Here is a 24701-nt window from a genome sequence, read left to right on the forward strand (position 1 = left end):
AAACGATGAGTTTTACGCATTTACATGTACATACCGAATACAGCCTTCTGGACGGATCGAACAAGATCAAAGAGTACGTTGCCAGAGTCAAGGAGCTTGGCATGAACAGCGCCGCGATCACCGATCACGGCGTCATGTTCGGCTGTATTGATTTTTATAAAGAAGCCCGCGCGCAGGGCATCAAGCCGATCCTCGGCTGTGAGGTTTACGTGGCGCCGGGTTCCCGTTTCGACCGCGAAACCAGCCGCGGAGAGGACCGGTACTACCATCTGGTTCTGCTGGCGGAAAATAATACGGGCTATTCCAATCTGATGAAGATTGTTTCGGCGGGCTTTATCGATGGATTTTACTATAAGCCGCGTGTCGACATGGAGATTCTGGAAAAGTATCACGAGGGCATTATCGCGCTTTCCGCCTGCCTTGCAGGTGAGGTGGCGCGTGCGATGGTGCGGAACCAGTACGAGATGGGAAAAGAGGCCGCACTGCGGTATGAGAAGATTTTCGGAAAAGGCAATTTCTTCCTGGAACTGCAGGATCACGGCATCTCGGAGCAGCGGATGGTCAATCAGCAGCTGATGCGCCTCTCGGCAGAAACCGGCATCGAGCTGGTGGCGACGAATGATATTCACTACACGTACGCAGAAGATGCGGATTCCCATGACATTCTTCTGTGCCTGCAGACCGGAAAGAAGATCACGGATGAGGACCGCATGCGCTACGAGGGCGGCCAGTATTTCGTGAAATCCGAGGCGGAGATGGCATCGCTCTTCCCGTATGCACCGCAGGCAATCGAAAATACACAGAAAATTGCAGACCGGTGTAATGTGGAGATCGAATTTGGTGTCACAAAACTTCCGAAATTCGATGTGCCGGAAGGATACACTTCCTGGGAATACTTAAATAAGCTCTGCTACGACGGCCTCGAGGAACGGTATCACCCGGCGACGGATGAACTGAAAGCGCGGCTGAAATACGAGCTTGATACGATCAAAACGATGGGTTACGTCGATTACTTCCTGATCGTGTGGGATTTCATCAAATTTGCGCGCGACCACGACATCATGGTCGGACCGGGACGAGGATCGGCGGCCGGAAGTATTGTTTCCTACACCCTTGGCATCACACAGCTGGACCCGATGCGGTACCAGCTCCTGTTCGAGCGTTTCCTGAACCCGGAACGAGTTACCATGCCTGATATCGACGTGGATTTCTGCTTCGAACGCCGCCCGGAGGTCATCGACTATGTAACGAGAAAATACGGCAAGGACCGCGTTGTACAGATCGTCACATTCGGTACACTGGCGGCGCGCGGTGTCATCCGCGATGTCGGCCGTGTGCTGGATATGCCGTATGCACAGGTCGATTCGATTGCGAAGATGATTCCGAATGAGCTGAATATCACGATCGACAAGGCACTGCAGATGAACCACGAGCTGCGGGAGCTGTACCAGGGCAATGAAGAGGTTGCACATCTGATCGACATGTCACGGAGACTTGAAGGTCTGCCGCGCCACACGTCGATGCATGCCGCCGGTGTTGTCATCGGCTCGCGTCCGCTGGTGGAATTTGTGCCGCTCTCGCGAGGAAGCGACGGAACGATCGTCACGCAGTTCACGATGACGACGCTCGAGGAACTGGGACTTCTGAAAATGGACTTCTTAGGGCTTCGGACCCTGACCGTCATTCAGAATGCGACAAAGCTCGCAGAGCGTTACAGCAATAAGAAAATTGATCTGCTTCACATCGATTACAACGATCCGAAAGTGCTCGGCATGATCGGCGCATCGAAAACGGTCGGTGTATTCCAGCTCGAGAGTGCGGGAATGAAAAACTTCATGAAGGAGTTAAAACCGCAGAGCCTCGAGGATATCATCGCCGGAATTTCCCTGTACCGGCCGGGCCCGATGGATTTTATTCCGCAGTACATCAAAGGAAAAAACAACCCGGAATCCGTTACGTACGATACACCGCTCTTAAAACCGATTCTGGAGCCGACGTACGGCTGTATCGTCTACCAGGAACAGGTTATGCAGATCGTACAGGCACTGGCGGGCTATTCGCTTGGACGGGCTGATCTGGTGCGCCGTGCGATGTCGAAGAAAAAGGCATCCGTCATGGAAAAAGAGCGCCAGAATTTCGTTTATGGAAACGAGGCCGAGGGCGTGCCGGGCTGTATCAAAAACGGCATTGATGAGAAGACAGCGAACAAGATCTACGACGAGATGATCGACTTCGCGAAATACGCCTTCAACAAATCCCATGCGGCGGCGTACGCGTTCGTATCGTACCAGACGGCATGGCTGAAATACTATTACCCGGTTGAGTTCATGGCGGCTCTGATGACCTCCTGCATCGATAACCCGGGAAAAGTCGCAGAGTATATCTTGAGTTCCCGCCAGATGGGCATTTCTATTCTGCCGCCGGACATCAACCGAAGCGAAGGAAAATTCACGGTAGACGGCCAGGCGATCCGCTATGGCATGGCGGCGGTCAAAGGCATCGGAAAGCCGGTCATGGAGGCGATCGTGGAGGAGCGGAGTGCAAACGGACCGTTCCGCTCGTTAAAGGATTTCGCGGAGCGTCTGAGCGGAAAAGAAGTCAACAAGCGGACCGTCGAGAACTTTATCAAGGCGGGTGCATTCGACTGCTTCGGCGTGACGAGAAAGCAGCTCATGTTCGTCTACGCCAATGTGCTCGATGATGTGGCACGCGAGAAAAAAGATTCGTTAAGCGGCCAGATGAGTCTGTTTGACTTCGCAGATGAGACGACCAAACGGTCGTATGAAACGGTGTACCCGGATGTCGGAGAATACGAAAAGAGTGATCTTTTGGCGCTCGAAAAAGAGGTGCTCGGCATCTACGTCAGCGGTCATCCGCTCGAGGAGCAGGAGGAGTGCTGGCGGAAGAACATTTCCGCGGTAACGACAGACTTCCAGCCGGATGAGGAGACGGGTTTCCCATCCGTCACCGACGGCGCGAAAGAGATTGTCGGCGGCATTATCACGGATAAAAAAATCAAATATACAAAGAATAACAAGACAATGGCATTTCTCACACTCGAGGACCTCGTCGGCAGTATGGAAATCGTCGTATTCCCGCGCGATTACGAGAAAAACGCAGCGATGATGCAGACCGATGCGCGTGTCTTCATCCAGGGCCGTGTTTCCGCGGAGGATGATAAGCCGAGCAAGCTGATCTGCGAGAAAATTTTCCCGTTTGCAGGCATCCCGAAAGAGCTCTGGATCCAGTTCCCGGACAAGGAAACGTACGAGAGAGAAGTGGCGGATCTGTACCAGATGCTGCATGAATCCGACGGCAAGGACAGCGTGATTCTCTACATCAAATCGATCAAAGCGATGAAAAAACTGCCGCCGAGCCGCAATGTGCAGGCAGATGCCCGTCTGGTGGCGTCACTTCAGGCAAAATTCGGTACCGGAAACGTGAAAGTTGTAGAAAAGAGTATTGAAAAAAGGGCCTGAATGCTTTAAAATAAAACTGTGTGTGATTAATAAATAAAACTACTCGTTTATTAATGTGTGTGATGAGATGGAGGAATTCATATGGCAACGACTAACAAGGTAAAGACAATCGGAGTGCTTACCAGCGGTGGTGATGCACCAGGTATGAACGCAGCGATCCGTGCAGCCGTAAGAAGAGGTCTGCAGAAGGGCGTTCAGATGAAAGGTATCCTGAAAGGCTACGACGGACTGATGAACGAAGAAATCATCGACATGACAGCCCGCGATGTATCCGACACCATCGAGCGCGGAGGTACTATCCTTTATACCGCCCGCTGCGCAGAGATGCGTACACCGGAAGGCCAGAAACGTGCTGCAGATGTCTGCAGAAAACACGGCATCGACGGACTGGTAGTTATCGGCGGAGACGGATCTTTTGCAGGAGCGCAGAAACTGGCAGCTCTTGGAATTAACACCGTAGGTGTACCGGGAACCATCGACCTGGATATCGCCTGCACAGAATATACCATCGGTTTTGATACCGCGGTAAACACTGCAATGGAAGCCATTGATAAAGTAAGAGATACTTCCACTTCCCATGAGAGATGCTCGATCATCGAGGTTATGGGACGTAATGCCGGATATATCGCTCTGTGGTGCGGTATCGCAAATGGCGCAGAGGATATTCTTCTTCCGGAGAAATACGATTACGATGAGCAGAAGATCATCAACAACATCATCGAGAACCGTAGAAAAGGCAAAAAACATCATATCATCGTAAATGCTGAGGGCATCGGCCATTCCACCAGCATGGCGCGCAGAATCGAAGCTGCAACCGGCATCGAGACCCGTGCAACGATTCTTGGACATATGCAGCGTGGAGGAAGCCCGACATGTAAAGACCGTGTATACGCGTCTATCATGGGTGCTTACGCAGTGGACCTTCTTCTGGAAGGAAAAACAGACCGCGTAGTTGCATACAAGAACGGTGAATATGTAGATTACGATATCGACGAGGCACTGTCCATGACAAAGACTCTGCCGGAATATCAGTGGGAGATCGCAAGAGCTCTTTCTTATAACTATACGAAATAAAAAAATATCACGAAACAGACTGTTTTTAGCAAGCAGTCTGTTTCATTGGTATAATAGCGGGAATAAAAATGTTTCCGCGGACGGAATAGAGAGACAAAATAAAAAAACAGGAGGAACTTAACAATGGTTACCTGGAACAATCTTGATAAACTGGCTTCTTTTGAGGAGCTGAAAAAAGTGGAGCGTGTCAATCTTGCCGAGGTGATGTCCGGCGAAAACGGAGCAGAGCGCGTAAAATCTTACAGCGTTCCGATGGCAGAAGGACTTGCGTATAACTACGCAGCAAAACAGGTGAATGAGGATGTCCTTGCCGCACTCGTAAAACTGGCAGAAGAGGCACAGCTTTCTGAAAAATTTGAGGAGCTTTACAACGGTGCTGTCATCAACACCGGAGAGAACCGTCTCGTGCTTCATCAGCTGACCCGCGGCCAGCTCGGAAACACCGTTACGGCAGACGGCGTAGACAAACGTGCTTTCTACGTAGAGCAGCAGAACCGCATCGCAGAGTTCGCGAACAAAGTACATGCAGGTGAGATCACCAACGCAGCAGGTGAAAAATTCACCACCGTTGTGCAGATCGGTATCGGCGGAAGCGACCTTGGCCCGCGTGCGATGTATCTGGCTCTGGAAAACTGGGCAAAGAAAAACGATTGCTTTAAAATGGAAGCAAAATTCATCAGCAACGTTGACCCGGATGACGCAGCAGCTGTTCTGAATTCGATCGACGTAGCACATTCCATCTTCGTTCTGGTATCCAAATCCGGAACCACACTGGAGACTCTGACCAATGAGTCCTTCGTAAAAGACGCTCTGAAAAATGCAGGCCTGGATGCATCCAAGCATATGATCGCCGTTACCAGTGAGACTTCTCCGCTGGCAAAGAGCGACGACTATCTGGCAGCATTCTTCATGGATGACTATATCGGAGGCCGTTATTCTTCCACATCCGCAGTCGGCGGCGCTGTTCTGTCCCTGGCTTTCGGACCGGAAGTATTCGCAGCATTCCTCGAGGGCGCTGCAGCAGAAGATAAACTTTCTGCAAACAAAGACGTATTACAGAACCCGGAGATGCTCGATGCGCTGATCGGTGTTTACGAGAGAAACGTTCTTGGCTATCCAAGCACTGCAGTTCTTCCGTACTCCCAGGCACTGAACCGTTTCCCGGCTCACTTACAGCAGGTAGATATGGAGTCCAACGGTAAATCGGTCAACCGCTTCGGCGAGCCGGTCAATTACCCGACCGGTCCGGTTCTCTTCGGCGAGCCAGGTACCAACGGACAGCATTCCTTCTATCAGCTGCTGCATCAGGGAACTGATATCGTTCCGCTGCAGTTTGTAGGCTTCCGCAATAACCAGATGGAGACCGATGTCGACATCCAGGGCAGCACCAGCCAGCAGAAACTCTGTGCAAACGTAGCAGCTCAGATCGTTGCATTTGCCTGCGGTAAAGCAGATGAGAATAAAAACAAAAACTTCGAAGGCGGCCGTCCGTCCAGCATCATCATCGGAGATCAGGTAAATCCGAAGACGCTGGGAGCACTGCTTGCACACTTCGAGAATAAGATCATGTTCCAGGGATTCCTGTGGAACGTAAACAGCTTCGACCAGGAGGGCGTACAGCTTGGTAAAGTCCTTGCAAAACGCGTTCTGGCTCACGAGACAGACGGAGCACTGAAAGTATTCAGCGATCTGCTCAACATCTAAGAAGTTTAAATCAGAAAATTTAAGATATGAAAAGGCGGCATACCGGATTTTCTTTCTGAAAGTTTCAGGGGGAAAACGGTATACCGCCTTTTTTATTACTATATTATGGGGTTATCCCAGCTTCGCCGGAAGCGACGAGGACACTGTGGACTGATGCTCCTGCCGGAACTGCCGCGGGGTGATCTGATACCGTTTTTTGAACGTACGGATCAGGTGGCTGCAGTCTGCAAAGCCGGTCTCGGTGGCAATAAAGTTCAGGTCATAATCGGTAAAGAGGAGCAGGTTCTCGACCTTGTTCAAACGGATAAATTCGATATACTGCTTGCAGCTCTGCCCATAGTGTTTTAAAAACAGCTTGGCAAAGTACGAATAGCTCATATTGTATTTATGCGCCAGCTCTTCGATGTTGATATTCTCCTGTGAATGACGGTCGATGTAGACGAGAATGTCCTGCATACTTTTCTCTTCACTCTCGGAGATGGTTTCGAGATCAAAACAGATTCCCTGGCAGTGCCACGTCCGCAGAAGGCGCAGGAACAGTGTCGAAAACAGCGAATAAATATACGCGTCGTAGCCGTACTGTTTCGCATGGGATTCTTTTTCAATGGTTGTGAAAAAATCGTTCAGGTCGAGCCCCGGAAGATCCATCTGCGTAAAGAGCAGGGAAGGATGCGTCATGGAGGCAACCTTATGGAACGCAAAGCTCAGGTTCGGAAGATAGCTTCCGGTGAGATGAATCCGGTTCAGATTGAATTTTACGCAGAAAAAGCGAAACGGTTTGTCATGATCCGCGGCAAGCGCATGGACTGCCTGCGGCGGAAAAAGGATGAAAGAGCCGGCCTCCATCGGATAGACAACATCGTTGCAGCTCACAAGGAGCGAGCCTTCCTGCAGATAAAGTACTTCAGTAAAATAGTGCCAGTGTGATACCACCGGCATGGAAAAGGTTTCCGAGCTGCAGGAAAATGCCTCGATCGGTGAGCGCAGGATATCATTGTATTCAAATAGATTTTTCAAAAGTAAATTCCTCCTGTTCCGGTTAAAAAGTTCTGCAAAAAATTACGAGGATTATTCAAAAGAATCGTGCATGAAGATAGAAACGTTCTATTTTTATACAGTCGCATTATATCATAATGAAATGAAAATTGATACAATGGCGAAAGCATTTGAAAGAGAAAAATGCAGAAACCTTTTGATTTTCAGAAGATAAGGGGGGATATGAAAAAATGAAAAGCAGCACAAAACCATTCCCGAAAACTAAAATCCAATGGCTGTGGGAAAACATGGAAGGAAAGCGTGCGCTGTATCTGATCGGCATGATCGGAACGGTATTATATAACGTTCTGCAGCTTACGATTCCATATTTTTCGGGAAAAATTGTTGACCTGTTTCTGACAGGTGAAAATGCAGTGCAGAATCTGCAGACACACCGGGATCTGTTTTACCGCCTGCTGATTGCGATGATTGGCTTCACGTTTCTGCGTGTCGTTATTGTCTACGGCAGCTGTATGATTTACGAGCACGTATCACAGAGCGTCCTGTACCGGGTGCGGAATTACCTGTATGACAAAATCCAGCGGCAGGATATGACGTTTTACAGCACGTACCGTACCGGCGATCTGATGACGCGTCTGACCGGAGACCTCGATGCCGTCCGCCATATGGTCGCATGGGTCATCCGAATGGTGATTGAGTCGTTTTCCCTGTTCGCGGCAGCGGCCATTTTCTTCCTGTACACGAACTGGAAGCTGGCGCTCTGCATACTTGTGATTTCGCCGTTCGTATTCTGGATCATCTACCTGTTCCGCAACCGTGTTGCCCCGATGCATGCGGCACTGCGTGAAAAGCTGGCACAGATGAATACGTGTGCGCAGGAGAATATCTCCGGAAACCGCGTCGTCAAGGCGTTTGCAAGAGAAGAGTACGAGATTGAGAAATTCGACCGCGCTAATACCGATTACGCGGAGACAAACAAAGCAACCGCGATGGTATGGCTGAAATTCTTCCCGTTTGTCGAGAGTATCGCTAACCTGATGCCGGTTGTCCTGCTGGCAGTCGGCGGTGTCTTTATGATTAAGGGCCAGCTGACCATGGGTGATTATGTGGCATTCTCCGGCCTCATCTGGGCAATCGCAAACCCGATGCGTCAGATGGGAAATATCATGAACGAGTTCCAGCGGTTCTCGGCGGCTTCAAAAAAAGTCATGGAGCTGTATTATTCCGAGGCGAAGATCAAGGACGAGGAAAATGCAGTGGCACACCCGGAACGCTTCGAGGGAAAAATCGAGTTCGACAACGTTTCGTTCCAGTATGAGGACGGTGATCTGCCGGTTCTGCATAACATTTCGTTTACGGTTAACCCGAATGAGACCGTGGCGGTCATGGGAGAGACGGGATGCGGAAAGACATCCCTCATCAACCTGATTCCGCGTTTCTACGAGCCGACAGAAGGCCAGATCCGCATCGACGGTATTTCTGTGGAAGATCTGAAGCTGTATGATCTCCGGAAACACATCGGACTTGCGACGCAGGATGTCCTGCTGTATTCTGATACGATCGAGGGCAACATTGCTTACGGCGATGACTCGATCAAGATGAATGAGGTCATTAAATTTGCAAAATATTCTGCCGCGGCAGACTTTATTTCGAAGATGCCGGAGGGTTATGACACTCTGGTCGGTGAGCGCGGTGTCGGTCTTTCAGGCGGCCAGAAGCAGAGAATTTCCCTGGCGAGAGCGCTGGCCATCCGTCCGTCGATCCTGATTCTTGACGACACGACATCGGCCGTCGATATGGAGACGGAAAAACAGATCCAGCATTCCTTACGAGAACTGGATTTCCCGTGCACGAAAGTTATCATCGCGCAGCGAATCTCCACCACAAAGACGGCGGACAAAATTATCGTGCTGCAGAACGGTTACATCAAGGAGATGGGAACGCACGAGGAGCTGATGGAAAAGAAGGGCTATTACTACGAACTGGTGAAACTGCAGACCGGTGTGGATGAACTGTAGGAGGGGGAAGCAATGGCAAAAAATACATACAAGCAGGATGAAGTGCTCGAAGAACCTTTTGACATCAGACACTTACTCCGGGCATCATCTTATATTAAAAAATACGCGGGCCGGATGGTTGTGGCGATTCTCTTGAGCGGCATCGGCGGCGCGTTCGGCTACGTTGCGCCGATGATTATCCAGCGGGCACTGGACCTTGCGATTCCGGACAAAAACGAGAAACTTCTGTTTTCTCTGGTCGGAATGCTCGTCGGCATCTACGTCGTCAGCGTCATTTTCACGACGATCCGAAGCCGTATCATGGTGGATGTCAGCCAGAATATCATCTACGATATCCGAAAAGACCTGTTTGAGCATCTGCAGGAGCTGCCGTTCCAGTATTACGACGACCGCCCGCACGGCAAAATTCTGATCCGTGTGGTCAACTACGTCAATTCGGTATCGGATATGCTTTCGAATGGACTGATCAACATTGTGCTGGAGTGTTTCAATCTGCTGTTCATCGTCATTTTCATGTTCCTGGTCGATGTGCAGATGGCGCTCGTCGTTCTCTGCGGCGTGCCGGTGCTGTGCGTGTTCATGGTCTGGATCAAGAATAAACAGAGACGGGCATGGCAGGCAGTTTCAAATAAGAACTCGAACCTGAATGCGTATCTGCAGGAAAATATCGTCGGAGCCCGCATTACGCAGATCTTTGCGAGAGAGGATGAAAATGCGGAGATTTTCAAAGATCTTTCACAGGACTGCCGCAGAACGTGGAACACGGCGGTACGCTATTCCAACCTGGTATGGCCGGGCATCGATTCCATTTCCGTCTGCGTGCGCGCAGCAATCTTTTTAGCAGGCCTTATGCTGTTCGGACAGGGCAGCAAATCGCTCGGTACCATCGTGGCGATTTCCAGCTACGCATCGTACTTCTGGCAGCCGATCATGAACCTCGGAAATATCTTCAACAACTTTATCAACAACATCGCTTACCTGGAGCGTATCTTCGAGACAATGGACGAGCCGGTAACGGTAAAGGATGCCGAGAATGCTGTGAAAATGCCGGAGATCCGCGGTGAGGTGACGTTTGACCATGTCAACTTCTCTTACGATGAATCGAAGCAGATTTTAAAAGACGTTTCGTTCACGGTAAAACCGGGCGAGAGCGTGGCGCTCGTCGGACCGACGGGAGCCGGAAAGAGTACGATTGTCAATCTGATCTCGCGGTTCTATAATGTCAACGGCGGCCGTGTCCTGATCGACGGCCAGGACATCTCGCAGGTGACGATCCATTCCCTGCGTGAGCAGATGGGCATTATGATGCAGGACAGCTTTATTTTCTCGGGAGACATTGAGGACAACATCCGTTACGGAAAACTCGATGCGACACTGGATGAGATTGTCAATGCGAGCAAAACCGTCTGCGCGGATGAGTTCATCAGCAAAATGCCGGACCGCTATCAGACCGAGGTACGGGAGCGCGGCTCCATGCTGAGCCAGGGCCAGAAACAGCTGATCTCGTTTGCCAGAACACTGCTTTCGGATCCGGCGATCCTGATTCTCGATGAGGCAACCTCGAGTATCGACGTGCAGACCGAGAAAGCACTGCAGACTGGCCTCAATGCGATGCTGAAGGGCAGAACATCGTTCATTATTGCCCACCGTCTGTCTACGATCCGCAACTGCGATAAGATCATGTATATCGACAACGGCGGTATCATGGAAAGCGGAACGCACGACGAACTGATAGCAAAGAAAGGATATTACTACAAACTGTATACGGCACAGCTCGACGAAGTACAGAAAGCGGGCTGACACCATTTCAGGACAGCAAAAAGGCTTCTGCCGGCGGATGAAAATCCGGGGCAGAAGCCTTTTGAAATTGTGTGATATTTTATTTTCCGGAGAAGTATTTCTCTTTGATGATCTCAACCGGCATATCCTCGCCAGTCCACAGTTTGAAGGAAGCAGCTCCCTGGTATAACAGCATGTACATACCGTTTCCGGTCTTGCATCCAGCCTCTTTTGCCTCACGCAGCAGGCGGGTTTCCTGCGGATTGTAGATCACATCGAAAACGAAGAGGTCTCTGTGGAACATCGTTGTGTCGGTGATGATGGTGTTCTCGGTTTTTGGAGCCATTCCGACGGAAGTTCCGTTGACAAGAATGGCGCTGTCTGCGATGGATGCGCGAAGGACTTCCGGATCGGAGAAGTCGTGCAGGGTAACCCTGCAGGAAGTACGCTCATTGAGTTTTGCAACGATTTCCTCGGCTCTTCCGAAGAAATTGTCTCTGACGTTGAATACATTGATCTCAGCCACGCCGTCGAGGGCTGCCTGTACCAGGATTGCAGTAGCAGCGCCGCCGGCACCGAGCAGAGTCATCTTTTTGCCGATGATGTCTACGCCGTTTTCTGCAACTGCTCTCATGAAGCCGACACCGTCGGTGGTGTAAGCGGTGAGAACGCCGTTGTCGTTGACGATGGTATTACATGCGCCGGAGATCTCCGAAGCAGGAGAAACCTTGTCTGCCAATTTGCACATAATATTTTTGCCAGGCATGGTGATGTTCCAGCCTCTTGCACCCATGGTGCGGAGTCCTTCGACTGCCTGCGGCATTTTGTCTTCCGGTACATCAAAGGCAAGGTAGCTATAATCAAGGCCGAGCTGGTCGCATGCTTCGTTGTGCATTTCCGGAGAAACACTGTGTGCAACCGGGCTTCCGAGTAAACATAATAATCCGGTGTGTCCTGTGATGTGTTTTGACATAATTTGAAATCCTCTCTCTCCTCGTATTTCAGCATGATGATAAATCGTGCTGTAGCGCTTTAAACTGCTACTATATGAAGTGAATTATACTCCAGATGCTGAAAGAAAGCAAGAAAAAAAGAGGAAATGACGCAAAGTTCATTTCCTCTTTTCGTGTTGGTTTTTGATTAAGGTTTAAGATGGAAAAGATTCGCCCGGAAATCAGATTCCAAGTTTCTCTTTCATGTAGTCAACCGGGGTATCTTTTCCGGTGTACAGCTTGATTGCAATGAGTGCCTGGAACAGCATCATACCCATGCCATTGAAAACCTTTTCGCATCCTGCTTCTTTGGCCTGTTTCATCATAACGGTTTCGCGCGGAGCGTAAACGGTATCCGTTACGATGAGATCTTTTTTAAAGAAGGAAGGATCAGGAATGTTGGAAAGGTCTTCGAGTGGATGCATTCCTACGCCGGTAGCATCGCAGAACAGGTCAGCTGCGTGCATTTTTTCTTTCAGGAGATCTTTGTCTGCCAGGTCGTTCATGGTAGCCTTGCAGTTGGTGTTCTTGTTGATCAGATCAACAATTTCCTCTCCACGGCTGTAGAATTTGTCTTTGATGTTGAAGATTTCAATTTCTGCAACGCCATCCAGAGCACCGCGCACTGCAATTGCAGTAGCAGCACCGCCGGTTCCGATCAGGACCATCTTCATTCCCTTGAAATCGATGCCTTCTTCGGTCAGTGCCTGCCAGTATCCCATACCATCGGTGTTGTAGCCTTTCAGTTTGCCGGTTACCTGACCGTTTTCGTCGCGGAGGTTGACTACGGTGTTGATAGCGCCGCATAACTTAGCTGCTTCATCTACCTCGTCCAGATATTTGTGGACAACAGTTTTGTTTGGCATGGAAATATTGGAACCGAGCATTTTCAGCGCGCGGATACTCTGCACAGCATCTTTTAAAGAATCGTTATCAACTTCGAAAGCAAGCTGAATGACGTCATCTCCGTTTTTGTCGTATGCAAGGTTGTGGGTTGTCGGAGACTGGGTGTGACGGATCGGGTAAGCCATTAATCCAACTAATTCGGTATGTCCTGTAATATTTGGCATGATATTTTCCTCTTTTCTTTTTTCATGCTGCGCTGTTTCGGTTTGAAAAAGAGGCAGCGCAGCAGATGATATACAGTTTTTTGTCGGGCTGCTTAAAGTCGATACTTACTCAAGCGGCTCCAGATGCAGGTATCCCTGGGACTCCAGTACATTCAGGATCGCGCGGCCTTCCATGGTACCTTCCATGATACGGCGTGCACGTACGGAATCGCCGATGGTGTATACATAAGTATTGGTATCAGCGAATGCTTCCTGGATCTCCGGAAGAACCGGGTTGTTGGAGCGCATTCCAAGGCAGTTGAATCCGTAATCGAATTCAAGATCCTGAATGGTTCCATCTGGAAGTTTTACTGTGAATGCATTCTCTTTTACTTCCTGAAGAGCAGTGTTGACATATTCTTTTACACCGTATTTGTCGTGTGTCTCACGCATGGAGCATTTGGTGATCGGGTCTGCAAGCATACCGATCTGCGGCAGCATATCGATGATGGTACACTCGGCGCCTCTCGGTGCAAAGTATTCAATAACGTCAAGTCCTACGGAACCGCCGCCGACTACAACGACTTTCTTGCCCTGACAGGCTTCTTCCGGATATTTTCCGGCGTTTACATTGTTGATCATACCAAAGATGGTATTTACGTTTCCGGCATCGATGTTCTCTTTCAGGCCTTTGATCGGTGGAACAAGCGGAACGGAACCGGTGGAGTTTACAATGATGTCCGGTTTGAACTGTTTGATCTTATCCACCGTAGCTTCGGTGTTGAGGAAAATATACAGGTTTTTCAGTCTGGCGGCTCTTGCCTCAAGGTATTTCGGGAAATCTTTCATACGGGTCTTGCTTGGAAGATCGGAGATGAAAGTGGAAAGACCGCCGATGTGATCGTTTTTCTCAAGTACGAAAACGTTGCATCCGACTTCTGCTGCGGTGCAGGCTGCTTCCATACCGGCAGTACCGGCGCCGACAACAACAACGTTGCAGTTTTTGTTTACTTTCAGTGCTTTGTAAATATCGCCTTCCGGAACAGCCGGGTTTACGGTACAGCGGATCGGGCGGTTGACGCCGATACGGTTTCCAGCACATCCAACGTTACAGGAGATACATTTCCGAAGAAGATCTTCCTCGCCGTTTTCAACTTTTTTCACCCAGTTCGGCTCAGCGATCAGGCCGCGTCCCATGCCGACGATATCCACATCGCCGCTTTCGAGAACTTTTTCAACGACCTTCGGATCACGGTAGTTACCAGCATTGATAACCGGTTTTTTGAATTTATCTTTTACGGCTCTTGCCATGTAGGAACGCCATCCATCCGGCAGGAAGTTGGAGTCAATCTGATACTGCAGGGATGGGTTGAGGCCGCAGGATACGTCATACATATCTACGAACTCATCCAGGTACTCGAGGTACTCGAGGGTATCTTCCAGAGTATTTCCTCCCGGAACACGCTCCTCAGCAGAGATACGAACGATGATCGGGAACCACGGTCCGACGTTTTTGCGTACTTCTTCGAGAACCATACGCGGGAAGCGCAGGCGGTTTTCTACAGAACCACCGAATTCATCGGTTCTTTTATTGTAATACGGGGAGATGAACTGGCTCATCAGGTAGGAGTGGCCGCAGTGGATTTCAATGGCATCAAAGCCGATGGCCTGCACACGTTTTGCAGCCTCGCCGTATTTTTTCACGGTTGTCATGATTTCTTCTTTTGTCATCGGGCGAGGGGTTTCTCCGCCGGCTTTTGTCGGGATGTTGGAAGAAGAAACGGTTTCCATACCGGTTCTTGCGGAAGATGCGGAAGCTCCGGCGTGGTTGATCTGAATTGCTACGGTAGCACCGTTTTTATGAAGGTTTTCGACTAACTGATAGTAGCGCGGCATAAAGCTGTCGTGGTCGATACGGATCTGGCTGGTTCCGTTGGAACCGACCGGGTACTCGATGTTGGCGTTCTCCAGAATAATAAGACCAACGCCGCCTTTTGCGCGGAGAGAGTAGTAGTTCATATGACGGTTACTCATTTCACCGCTTGTCTCACCGTAGTTGGTTCCCATCGGGGTCATTGCAATACGGTTTTTAATCGTTGTTCGTTTGATGGTAATTGGCTCGAAAATTTTTGGGTAAGCACTCTTCATGAAAATTTCTCCTTATTCATTACATGAGCGGTAATCCTCTGTTTGTGACAAATCCATCATAACTCTTTCGACTAAAAATTAACAATATCTTTCAGATAAACTTTCGATACGTTTTCGCTATCATTTTCGGTCTCTTCAATAATGTCAGCGTGCTGTTTCATATATTCGGTAAACCGTTCGACAGCCGGAAGCCGGTAGCGGTTCTTCATCCAGAACATAAAGGTCTGATGATAAATCTCGAGACCGTTCAGTGTGTGGATGCGGATGCCGTCTGCCTGTTCCAGAATATCGGTTCGCGGCATAAGCGCGATGCCGAAGTTTTCGCGTACCAGTGCCACAATCGAATATTCATCCGGACATTCCATGATAATATTCGGATGAAGCTGATATTTCCGGTAGAGATGATCGGTGTAGACACCGAGCCAGGAGGTGCGGTCGTAGCCGATCACCGGATAACGGGTAAGCTTTACAAGCGGAACTTCCGGTTCATCGGCAATCGGATGATGTTCCGGGGACACGATGACAAGCGGCTGCTGGATCAACGGAAAAAACTCCATGTCGTCGCGCTTTAAAAAGCCGCCAAACCCAAGATCGAGTTCACCGGATTTCACCTTCTGTGCAATGGCAGGGGTATGGTTCTGCCAGAAGCTAAAGGCAACGTTTTTATTTTCTTCTTTGTCCAGAAAAGTGCGGACATTGTGCGGAATATAATGTCCTGCAAGTGGAAAAATATAACCGATGTTGATTTTACCGCCACCGGAGGCGAGCTCTTTCATTTTACCTGTCGCAATATCACAGTCACCTGCGATCCGGTCTGCATGCTCCAGAAAAAGGCGGCCGGCATTGGTAAGGACAACACCGCGCCCTTTCTTTTCAAACAGTGTGATCCCAAGCTCGCTTTCAAGGGCGGCCATGGAACGGCTCAGGGATGGCTGGGAAATATAAAGCTCCTCCGCTGCCTGGTGATAATTTTCCAGCCGGGCAACCTTTCGGAAATAGAGAATCTGATTCAGTGTCATGTGGTTTTTCCTCCTGAAAAAATGGTTCCGTAAGAAAGTCTTTGCTTCCTCTTATTATCATGACTCAAGTATACCACATCAATGCATTCAATGCATTGGTTTTTTCCTTTAAAAGCATTAGACCGTACACGCTTTCACTGCTAAAATAAAGACAAATGTTATTTTTTTAACATTCACGAAACTGGTAATCTGTTGTTTGTGACAAAACAAAAGGATGAACCGAACAGAGGAAAAAGACAATTTGACCTCAACACATGATCTATTTAAAAAGGAGAGAAACCATGAACAAGAAATACCTGCCAAGTGCATTAATTTTGTACTTGAACTACTTTATCCACGGTGTTGGATGCTCTATTCTGGGCCAGGCAGTCATCAAAGAGGCTCTGGCAGCAGCATGGGGAGTGGAAGCAATGGCAATCACTGCTATTTCTGCAGCACTCGGACTTGGACGTCTGATCGCACTGCCATTTGCAGGTCCTCTGTCCGATAAACTCGGACGCCGCATTTCCACTGCAATCGGAAGTGCTTCCTATGCAATTTATCTGATCGGCCTTGCTCTTGCATTTCATGCAGGAACACACGGTGGTTATACCATCGCTTACGTATGCGCCATTATCGGCGGTATCGCAAACTCCTTCCTGGATACCGGTATTTACCCGGCAGTATCCGAGATTATTTACAAAGCTCCTGGCGTTGCTACCATGGGAATCAAATTCTTCATCGCAATCGCTCAGATGCTGCTTCCATTTGTTCTTGGTGTAGCGGTTACTTCTACCGCAGCCGGCCTTACCTCCTACAATCCGTTATTCTATGGATGCGGAATTGCGTATATCGTACTTTTTGTACTGGTATTCCTGTTCCCGCTGCCAGACGCTGACCAGAAAGCATCCGGCAAAAAAGAGGGCCTGATCGACAGTCTGAAACATACACATTTCTCCTTCGAGTCCATCGCTATGATCCTGATCGGATTCACCTGCACCGGTACCTTCCAGCTGTGGCTGAACTGTGCACAGAACTTTGCAAAAGAGAATGTAGGCTGGGCTGATCCGTCCATCATGCAGACCTACTATTCGGCAGGAACCATGCTGGCACTCGTTGTAACCGCGTTCCTGACCAGAAAAATCAAAGATGTTCGTTTCATCGTTGTTTACCCGGCCATTTGCCTTGTAACTATGATTGCTGTCCTGATGGGACAGAGCAAACCGCTGATGATTGCAGGTGCTTTCATTATCGGATGGGCAGGCGCAGGCGGACTGCTTCAGATCGCAACTTCCGTTTGCAATATGCTGTTCCCGAAAATCAAAGGAACCGTAACCGCATTGGTTATGATTGCATCTTCTCTTTGCAACTATACCATCCTGACCGCAGCATCTAAAATGCAGCCGTCCGGCGTTATGACCATGAACATCGTTCTGACCGCAGTTGGCGTTGCACTTGGACTGTTTGTAAACATTCGCTATAAAAAAATGGTTGAACTTGCGCAGCAGGACAACTAAAATGAGATTAAGGATTGCGGAGTACGAAGAACCAGGTAATCCGGGCGTGAAAAAGAAAAGCCTGCAAAAGAAAAGTCAGGGTTAATATTGAAGAAAGAAGGAAAAACACATGAATACAGTAAAAGTTCGTGATATTGAAATCGGTGCCGGTGCACCGAAGATCATCGTTCCGATCGTAGGAGTTACCAAAAACGATATCATCGAAGAAGCAAAAACCTTCCATTCGATTCCGGTTGACGTTGTAGAGTGGCGTGTAGACTGGTTTGAAGGCGTATTCGACTTCGCACAGGTAGAGGACGTGTTAAAAGACCTCCGCGAAGCACTCGGCAATATTCCGCTTCTGATGACATTCCGTACCTCCAAAGAAGGCGGTGAAAAAGCGATTGAGCCGGCAGCCTATGCGGAGCTGAACATCAAAGCAGCACAGACCGGATATGTGGATCTGGTGGATGTTGAGATCTTTACCGGAGATGACATTGTAAAGAAGATCATCGACGGTGCACACGCAGCAGGCGTAAAGGTTATCGCTTCCAATCATGATTTCTTCAAAACTCCTGCAAAAGCAGACATCATCTACAGACTGCGCAAAATGCAGGATATGAACGCAGATATTCCGAAAATCGCTGTTATGCCGCAGAATAAGAAAGACGTTCTGACCCTGCTTGCAGCAACAGAGGAAATGACCACCAATTATGCGGACAGACCGATCATCACCATGTCTATGGCAGGCACCGGTGTAATCAGCCGTCTCTGCGGTGAGGTGTTTGGTTCTTCCATGACCTTCGGCGCGGCGAAGAAAGCATCCGCACCGGGTCAGATGGGAGTCAATGATCTGAGCACCGTTCTGGATCTGCTTCACAAAGCCATGTAACCGTTTTTTCTTTATGGGACACCGGTATTTTTAGCTTTGCTGTTGATGCCGATGTCCCTTTTGTATTATTGTTCTGTTATAAATTTAACGGAGGTATGCCTTTTATGAAGAGAGTATTTCACTGGCTGGATGAAAACTTGGAAGAATTTCTTCTTGTGATCGGTCTGATCGCCATGACGCTGATCATGGGAATTCAGGTTTTCTGCCGCTACGTCCTTGGCATGTCGCTGTCGTGGTCGGAAGAGCTGACCAGATATATTTTTATCTGGTGCGGTTTTTTAAGCGTCAGCTACTGCAGCAAAAAATGCCTTTCCATCAAGATCGAGCAGTTTGTTGCGATTTTTCCGCGGAGAGGAAAAGCCGTTTTCAAAATTGTGAATCATACGTTTGAACTGATTTTTTTCATCTATATGATTCCGTTTGCTTTTTCTTATATGATGTCGTCAGTTAAAAGCGGCCAGCTTTCCCCGGCCTGCAAAATCCCGATGTACTTTATCCAGGCAGCACCGCTTGTCTCCTTTGTACTGGTTGCATTCCGTGTTTTGCAGCGGTGGATGATCGAGTTCCGTGTGGCACGCGGTGAGAACGTTTTCGACCCGGCCCATCCGGAGCGAAATACGCCGGAATCCTTCATTGAGGCAAATGCCGGAGCAGATAACACCACAGAAAATGCTCTGAACGCGGGTATCGACAACCGCATCCATACGATTAAAAATTCGAATGAGGAGGAACGCTAATGCCGGTCGTAGTATTATTTCTGATTTTTGTTGCATTGCTGGTCATCGCTGTTCCGGTATCGATTACCCTTGGAATCACATCTGTGCTTCCGTCGGTGTTTGACCCGTCTTTTACGGTAGGAGCCAAATATCTGATCCGTGCCATGTTCGGAGGACTCGATTCCTTCCCTCTGCTGGCAGTTCCGATGTTCGTCCTCTCCGGTATCATCATGGCTAAGGGAGGCATCTCCAAAAAACTGTTTGATGTCTTTGCCTATTTTCTCGGAAAATTTACCGCAGGTATGCCGTGCGCGGTTATCGTCACCTGCCTTTTTTACGGTGCGATTTCCGGTTCCGCTCCGGCGACCGTTGCCGCTGTCGGAAGCATGACAATCCCGATTCTGACTACCCTTGGTTATGATCTGACATTCTCCACAGCGATTGTGGCAGTTGCCGGCGGCCTTGGCGTTATCATTCCCCCGAGTATTCCGTTCATCATGTATGGTATGGCTTCCGGTGCTTCGGTCAGTGACCTGTTCCTTGCCGGAATTGTACCGGGTTTGATGATTGGTCTGCTGCTGATGCTTTATGCCATCTATCACTGCAAACGGTATGGGGAGGATAGGGAGAAGATCTATGCAGAAGTCAAAGTGCTGCATGACAAAGGCCTGCTTCGCGTTTTAAAAGAGAGCTTTTTTGCACTGCTTAGCCCGGTAATCATCCTCGGCTGTATCTACAGCGGCGTTGCTTCCCCGACCGAGGCGGCTGTTATCTCCGTATTCTATGCACTGCTTGTCAGCCTTCTTGTGTACAGGAGTATCCGCATACGCGACATCTGGTCCATTCTGGTTGAGGCGATTCGTACCTTCACTCCGATCCTGTTCATCCTAGCGGCATCGACAGCATTTTCCCGTGTCCTGACGCTGATGCAGGTACCGCAGACGGTCAGCGAGTTTATCCTGAACAACTTCCACAGCCCGGTTGCGATCCTTCTGATCATCAATGTATTCCTGCTGATTGTCGGAATGGTTATGGATACGACTCCGGCGATCCTGATTCTGACGCCGATCCTTCTGCCGATCGTACAGGCAATCGGTATGGATCCGATTCAGTTTGGTGTGATCATGGTTGTCAATCTGGCAATCGGCTTCGTAACACCGCCGATCGGGGTCAACCTGTTTGTGGCAAGCTCCCTGACCGAGGTTCCGGTCATGCAGATCGCAAAGAAGGCTATGCCGATGATCGGTTTCTTCCTCGTGGCACTGCTGCTGATTACGTTTATTCCGGCGATTTCGATTGGAATTTTATAGGGAGGAGCGAAGAACAATGAAAAAGATGACAAAAAAGAAAAAGCTTTTCCGAACAGCAACGGTACTTGCTGCTGTCGTTGCACTTGGCGCATCGCTTGCCGGCTGCGGTTCTTCCGGGGAAGAGACGACACAGCGCTATTCCTGGCCGCTGGCAACGGCGAGCCCGGAGGATACGGTAACACAGATTTTCGCCGAGAAGTTTGCGGAAGAGATTTCGGAGCTGAGCGATGGAAGGATGAAAATTCAGGTTTACGCAAACTCAACGCTCGGCGGCGACCGCGATCTGCTCGAAACGTGTGCCGATGGTGATATTCCGTTTGTCGTACAGAATACGGCGCCGCAGGTTTCCTTTATGGGTGATCTTGCCGTGTTCGATCTGCCGTGTGTGTTTGATTCGCTCGATGAATGCCGTGAGAAGATTGATGATCCGGAGTTTTACGATCTGATCAGCAATGTTTACACAGAGGGCGGCTATCACCTGCTCGGTATGGCGGATCAGGGATTTCGTGTCATGAGTACGAATAAGCCGGTTTACAGCTTTTCGGATTTCAAGGGCCAGAAGATCCGTACCATGGAGAACAGCTACCATCTGGCATTCTGGAAAGCCATCGGTGCCAACCCGACGCCGATGAGCTTCAGTGAGGTTTACATCGGCCTGCAGCAGCACACGATTGATGCGCAGGAGAACCCGTATGAGGTCATCGTTTCGAATAATCTGTATGAGCAGCAGGATTACGTAGTGGAAACGAACCATCTGCCGCATCTGATTTCCCTGATTGTCAACGACGATTTCTTCCGGGATCTGCCGGAAGACGAGCAGGAGATCATGACAGAGGCCGCAAAGATTGCGACCGAGTACGCAAGAGAACAGTCCGATGCCCGTATCGCCGACAAGATCGCGACAATCGAGGAGAGCGGAACGAAGATTCTGACACTCGATGACCAGACAAGAGAGGAGATCCGAGAGGCATCGAAGAGCGTGTATGCGTCGATTAAAGAGAACATTGACCCGGCGATTTACAATGCTTATATGGATGGGATTGAATAAGAAAAGAAAATGAAATTCCCGGCTGCGGGGCACTGAAAAACAGTGTTTCGCGGCCGGATTTTTTTACACAAAATTTGCCTTGCACAGTCGAAACTGTAAGACTATAATGGGGTTCAGAGGGTTTTTCTAAATTTATCCAATGTGTCGTAAAACCCCTTGCTTTAGCTCTTAACTTGACCCATAAGTAATCATAGATATTTATATGTTCCCATGTTATACGAAAGAAAAAGGGGAGATCCAAATGACGGCGGAATACAAGAACTGGCAAGAAGAGTTTGTGGACATAAATTTTACTGACCAGCGTTTGAAGTCACGTTTCTTCAAGATCATAGACGCTTTTGCAGCATCGCCCGGAAAATCTACTTGGGCAGCTACCGGCTCCAGAAGTTCTGCCAAAGCGGCATACCGTTTCTTTAGTAATAGCGAGATATCCAAAGATGAATTACTTGACAGCATATCCAGAGCAACTGTAGAAAAAATAAAATGTGCAGATGCAGAGTGGATCTTAGCTGTTCAGGATACTACCGCTGTTGGATTTGGAGACCGGAAAGCGATCCAGGGAATGGGATACTATTGCAGTACGGAGCAAAGGGGAATGCTGGTCCATTCTTGCATCGCCGTGACAGACCAGGGGATCCCTTTGGGTATTATCTACCAGGAGACAAATACACGGGAAAAGCCGAAGGACGATTCCCAGACAAAAGAGCAAAAACGTTCCAGACCAATAGAGGAAAAAGAAAATTTCCGATGGCTGGACAGCATGTGTGAGACACTGCTGAGAATGCCAGCGGATATCCCAATATTAACAGTATGTGACCGGGAAGGTGATTTCTATGAATTTTTCTCAGAAGCAGCGGATCTGAAAGCAAATTTTCTGATCCAGATCGTACAAAATCGTATGGTAGATGATGGGAAAAAGATCTTTCATGAATTACGTAGTTCCCCAGTGGCAGGAAGCATGGTTGTCCGGATGAGCCGGAATCCCAAAGAGCATATCCCATCAAGAAATATAAAAATGGATTACCATTGCAAAAAGGTTACAATCTACCGTCCTCAAAGGAGAAAGGAAAAGCATTTACGGGAAAAGCTGGAGCTGACAGCGATCTATGTGCATGAATCCGGGAAAAAGGGGACAGAATGGTTTCTGCTGACAACGGTAACGGTAAAGAGCGAAAAAGAAATAGAAAAGCTGGTACAGTGTTATGCACACAGATGGAAGATAGAACGGTTTCATTTTATATTAAAGAGTGGGTGCAAAATAGAAAAGAACCAGGCAAGGGAATATGGGAGATTAAGCTTTCTAACGTTATTATATTCTGTCATTGCAATGCAGATATTAAATCTGACTTATCTTGGTAAAATATGTCCGGAAATTTCAAGTGGGATCGTATTTGTTGAAGAGGAATGGAAAGTATTATGTTGTTGCGCAAGAAAAAGCAAGGAAATTCCTGAATCGTATTCACTTAAAGAAGCAATTTATGATCTGGGAGTTCTTGGAGGGACGAAAGGTGCACCGAGCGATGGTATGCCCGGAGTACGTTCTATCTGGCAAGGACTGGATGTACTATATTCATTGCTTGCTTATCGAAATTATCTTGTATAAATATGGGTCAAGTTAAGGCTTTAGCTGTGGGGAGTGTCAATCCTGAAGGTGTTCCTGTACCGTCCAAAGATATCATTAACAAACCAGATTTGCAGGTATATGTAAAAGACTTTGGTGAGAACAAGGGAGACTTATGTTTGGTTGCTCAAGTTGCGGATGAGATTGTTGGTGCTGTATGGGTTCGGATTATGAATGATTACGGGCATATAGATAATGAAACACCGTCTTTTGCAATTTCACTTCTTAAAGAGTATAGAAACTATGGTATCGGAACAGAATTAATGAAACAGATGCTAACAAAACTAAAACTAGAAGGATATAAACAAGCATCATTATCAGTTCAAAAGATGAATTATGCTGTCCGTATGTATAGGAAGATATGATTTGAAATTGTTGATGAAAATGATGAAGAATATATTATGATTTGTAAATTATAGATACTTGTAAGTTCCAGCTTATATAGCTGTAAATGTTTTATCTTACTGCGGAAAAGGAGATGATTGATAAATGAGAATTGGAGCGTATCAATTTGCGATATCTGGAGATGTAAATGAGAATTATAAAGAAATAGAAAAAGCAATATATTTAGCAAAACATAAAGATGTTCAATTACTGATATTTCCAGAATGTTCATTAACAGGATATCCACCTAGAGATATATCAAATTCATCATGTGTCAATTTTAACCTTGTGCAGTCAATGTGTGATAGACTTCAATCGGTAGCTGACCAAAATGATATTTCTTTTATTGTCGGAACCATATTTAAAGAAAAAGAAATATATAATAGAGCATTACTATTTCAGCCTAATAAACAAATCAAGTCTTATGACAAGCGGGCTTTATGGGGATGGGATAATGATAATTTCGCAAAGGGGAATAGTGATGGAATAGTTGAGATAGATGGGGTTGTATTTGGAATTAGAATTTGCTTTGAAATAAGATTTCCCGAATTTTTCAGAGAATTGTATAAAAGAAATACCGACATAAATGTGGTTTTGTTTTATGATGTAGCGGATACGGACGACAAGGAGCGATATAGTATGATTAGAGGACATCTGCAAACTCGTGCAGTTGAAAATGTTACTACTACTATTTCAGTAAATGCTACCTCGCCTTTTCAAACGGCACCGACAATGGTTTTTGGAAAATCTGGGCAATGTATCAAGGAATGTGTTAGAAATAAACCGGAACTATTGATTTATGATTTTGAAAAGACTGTTAATGATTTCGGAGAAAATGGAAGAACATCAATATCTGATTCATTGATTAACTGGTAACTGATTCTTTTAGCAATTTCTTATTTATTGTGAATGAGCTTACATGTGCTATAATAAAACAAATTAATAGATCGGAATTTGGAAGTGTGAAAGGAATAGAAATGGATAAATACCTTGAACT

At 48.0% G+C, this 24701-nt stretch carries 18 protein-coding genes; 13 read left to right on the plus strand and 5 right to left on the minus strand.

The window, feature by feature from the left end; translation table 11 throughout:
* The first annotated feature begins 5 nt into the window (after nt 1-5).
* The 3 genes from DXD02_RS07630 (at nt 6) to DXD02_RS07640 (ending at nt 6257) form a co-directional block, all read left to right on the plus strand.
* Complete coding sequence (locus DXD02_RS07630) at nt 6-3479, plus strand: DNA polymerase III subunit alpha (protein ID WP_118666653.1); 3474 nt, start codon at nt 6-8, stop codon at nt 3477-3479.
* Nucleotides 3480-3560: 81 nt separating this feature from the next.
* Entirely contained in the window at nt 3561-4553 is a 993-nt protein-coding gene (pfkA, locus tag DXD02_RS07635) for a 6-phosphofructokinase (protein ID WP_022462041.1), read from the plus strand.
* Nucleotides 4554-4676: 123 nt separating this feature from the next.
* The gene (locus DXD02_RS07640; protein ID WP_118666654.1) at nt 4677-6257 is read left to right on the plus strand and encodes a glucose-6-phosphate isomerase; all 1581 of its coding nucleotides are present in this window, start codon (nt 4677-4679) and stop codon (nt 6255-6257) included.
* A 111-nt stretch (nt 6258-6368) separates the two neighbouring features.
* On the opposite strand, the gene DXD02_RS07645 is transcribed toward DXD02_RS07640, so the two are convergent.
* Nucleotides 6369-7274: a helix-turn-helix domain-containing protein gene (locus DXD02_RS07645; protein WP_118666655.1), complete on the minus strand. Its 906-nt coding sequence runs from the start codon at nt 7272-7274 to the stop codon at nt 6369-6371.
* A 209-nt stretch (nt 7275-7483) separates the two neighbouring features.
* On the opposite strand from DXD02_RS07645, the gene DXD02_RS07650 reads away from it, so the two are divergent.
* Nucleotides 7484-9271 carry an ABC transporter ATP-binding protein gene (locus DXD02_RS07650; RefSeq protein WP_118666656.1) on the plus strand — a complete coding sequence of 596 codons (1788 nt, stop codon included), beginning with the start codon at nt 7484-7486 and terminating at the stop codon, nt 9269-9271.
* A gap of 12 nt (nt 9272-9283) precedes the next feature.
* Nucleotides 9284-11071, plus strand: coding sequence for an ABC transporter ATP-binding protein (locus tag DXD02_RS07655; protein ID WP_118666657.1), 1788 nt, complete (start codon nt 9284-9286; stop codon nt 11069-11071).
* Between the two features lie 79 nt (nt 11072-11150).
* Here the strand turns inward: DXD02_RS07655 and aroE are convergent, their stop codons facing one another.
* The 4 genes from aroE to DXD02_RS07675 form a co-directional block, all read right to left on the minus strand.
* The gene (gene aroE, locus DXD02_RS07660; RefSeq protein ID WP_118666658.1) at nt 11151-12023 is read right to left on the minus strand and encodes a shikimate dehydrogenase; all 873 of its coding nucleotides are present in this window, start codon (nt 12021-12023) and stop codon (nt 11151-11153) included.
* A 201-nt stretch (nt 12024-12224) separates the two neighbouring features.
* Entirely contained in the window at nt 12225-13115 is an 891-nt protein-coding gene (locus DXD02_RS07665) for a quinate/shikimate dehydrogenase (protein ID WP_334291836.1), read from the minus strand.
* A gap of 102 nt (nt 13116-13217) precedes the next feature.
* The gene (locus tag DXD02_RS07670) at nt 13218-15239 is read right to left on the minus strand and encodes an oxidoreductase (RefSeq protein ID WP_118666659.1); all 2022 of its coding nucleotides are present in this window, start codon (nt 15237-15239) and stop codon (nt 13218-13220) included.
* A gap of 71 nt (nt 15240-15310) precedes the next feature.
* Nucleotides 15311-16258 carry a LysR family transcriptional regulator gene (locus tag DXD02_RS07675; protein ID WP_118666660.1) on the minus strand — a complete coding sequence of 316 codons (948 nt, stop codon included), beginning with the start codon at nt 16256-16258 and terminating at the stop codon, nt 15311-15313.
* Between the two features lie 281 nt (nt 16259-16539).
* On the opposite strand from DXD02_RS07675, the gene DXD02_RS07680 reads away from it, so the two are divergent.
* The 8 genes from DXD02_RS07680 (at nt 16540) to DXD02_RS07715 (ending at nt 24580) form a co-directional block, all read left to right on the plus strand.
* Complete coding sequence (locus tag DXD02_RS07680) at nt 16540-17754, plus strand: MFS transporter (protein WP_118666661.1); 1215 nt, start codon at nt 16540-16542, stop codon at nt 17752-17754.
* 109 nt (nt 17755-17863) lie between these two features.
* Entirely contained in the window at nt 17864-18625 is a 762-nt protein-coding gene (gene aroD / locus DXD02_RS07685; RefSeq protein WP_118666662.1) for a type I 3-dehydroquinate dehydratase, read from the plus strand.
* Between the two features lie 104 nt (nt 18626-18729).
* Nucleotides 18730-19362 carry a TRAP transporter small permease gene (locus DXD02_RS07690; RefSeq protein WP_117761874.1) on the plus strand — a complete coding sequence of 211 codons (633 nt, stop codon included), beginning with the start codon at nt 18730-18732 and terminating at the stop codon, nt 19360-19362.
* Nucleotides 19362-20651 (plus strand): TRAP transporter large permease, encoded by a 1290-nt coding sequence (locus tag DXD02_RS07695; RefSeq protein WP_118666663.1) that lies wholly within the window; start codon nt 19362-19364, stop codon nt 20649-20651. The genes DXD02_RS07690 and DXD02_RS07695 overlap by 1 nt, the downstream gene beginning before the upstream one ends.
* A 16-nt stretch (nt 20652-20667) precedes the next feature.
* Nucleotides 20668-21699 (plus strand): TRAP transporter substrate-binding protein, encoded by a 1032-nt coding sequence (locus DXD02_RS07700; RefSeq protein WP_243106468.1) that lies wholly within the window; start codon nt 20668-20670, stop codon nt 21697-21699.
* A gap of 241 nt (nt 21700-21940) precedes the next feature.
* The gene (locus tag DXD02_RS07705) at nt 21941-23302 is read left to right on the plus strand and encodes an IS4 family transposase (RefSeq protein WP_118666664.1); all 1362 of its coding nucleotides are present in this window, start codon (nt 21941-21943) and stop codon (nt 23300-23302) included.
* A 2-nt stretch (nt 23303-23304) separates the two neighbouring features.
* On the plus strand, nt 23305-23685 hold the full coding sequence (locus tag DXD02_RS07710) for a GNAT family N-acetyltransferase (RefSeq protein WP_243106470.1): 381 nt from the start codon (nt 23305-23307) through the stop codon (nt 23683-23685).
* 124 nt (nt 23686-23809) lie between these two features.
* Nucleotides 23810-24580 (plus strand): carbon-nitrogen hydrolase family protein, encoded by a 771-nt coding sequence (locus tag DXD02_RS07715; RefSeq protein ID WP_015567951.1) that lies wholly within the window; start codon nt 23810-23812, stop codon nt 24578-24580.
* Nucleotides 24581-24701: the final 121 nt, after the last annotated feature.

Source organism: Blautia sp. TF10-30 (assembly GCF_003481245.1).
GTDB lineage: Bacteria > Bacillota > Clostridia > Lachnospirales > Lachnospiraceae > Fusicatenibacter > Fusicatenibacter saccharivorans.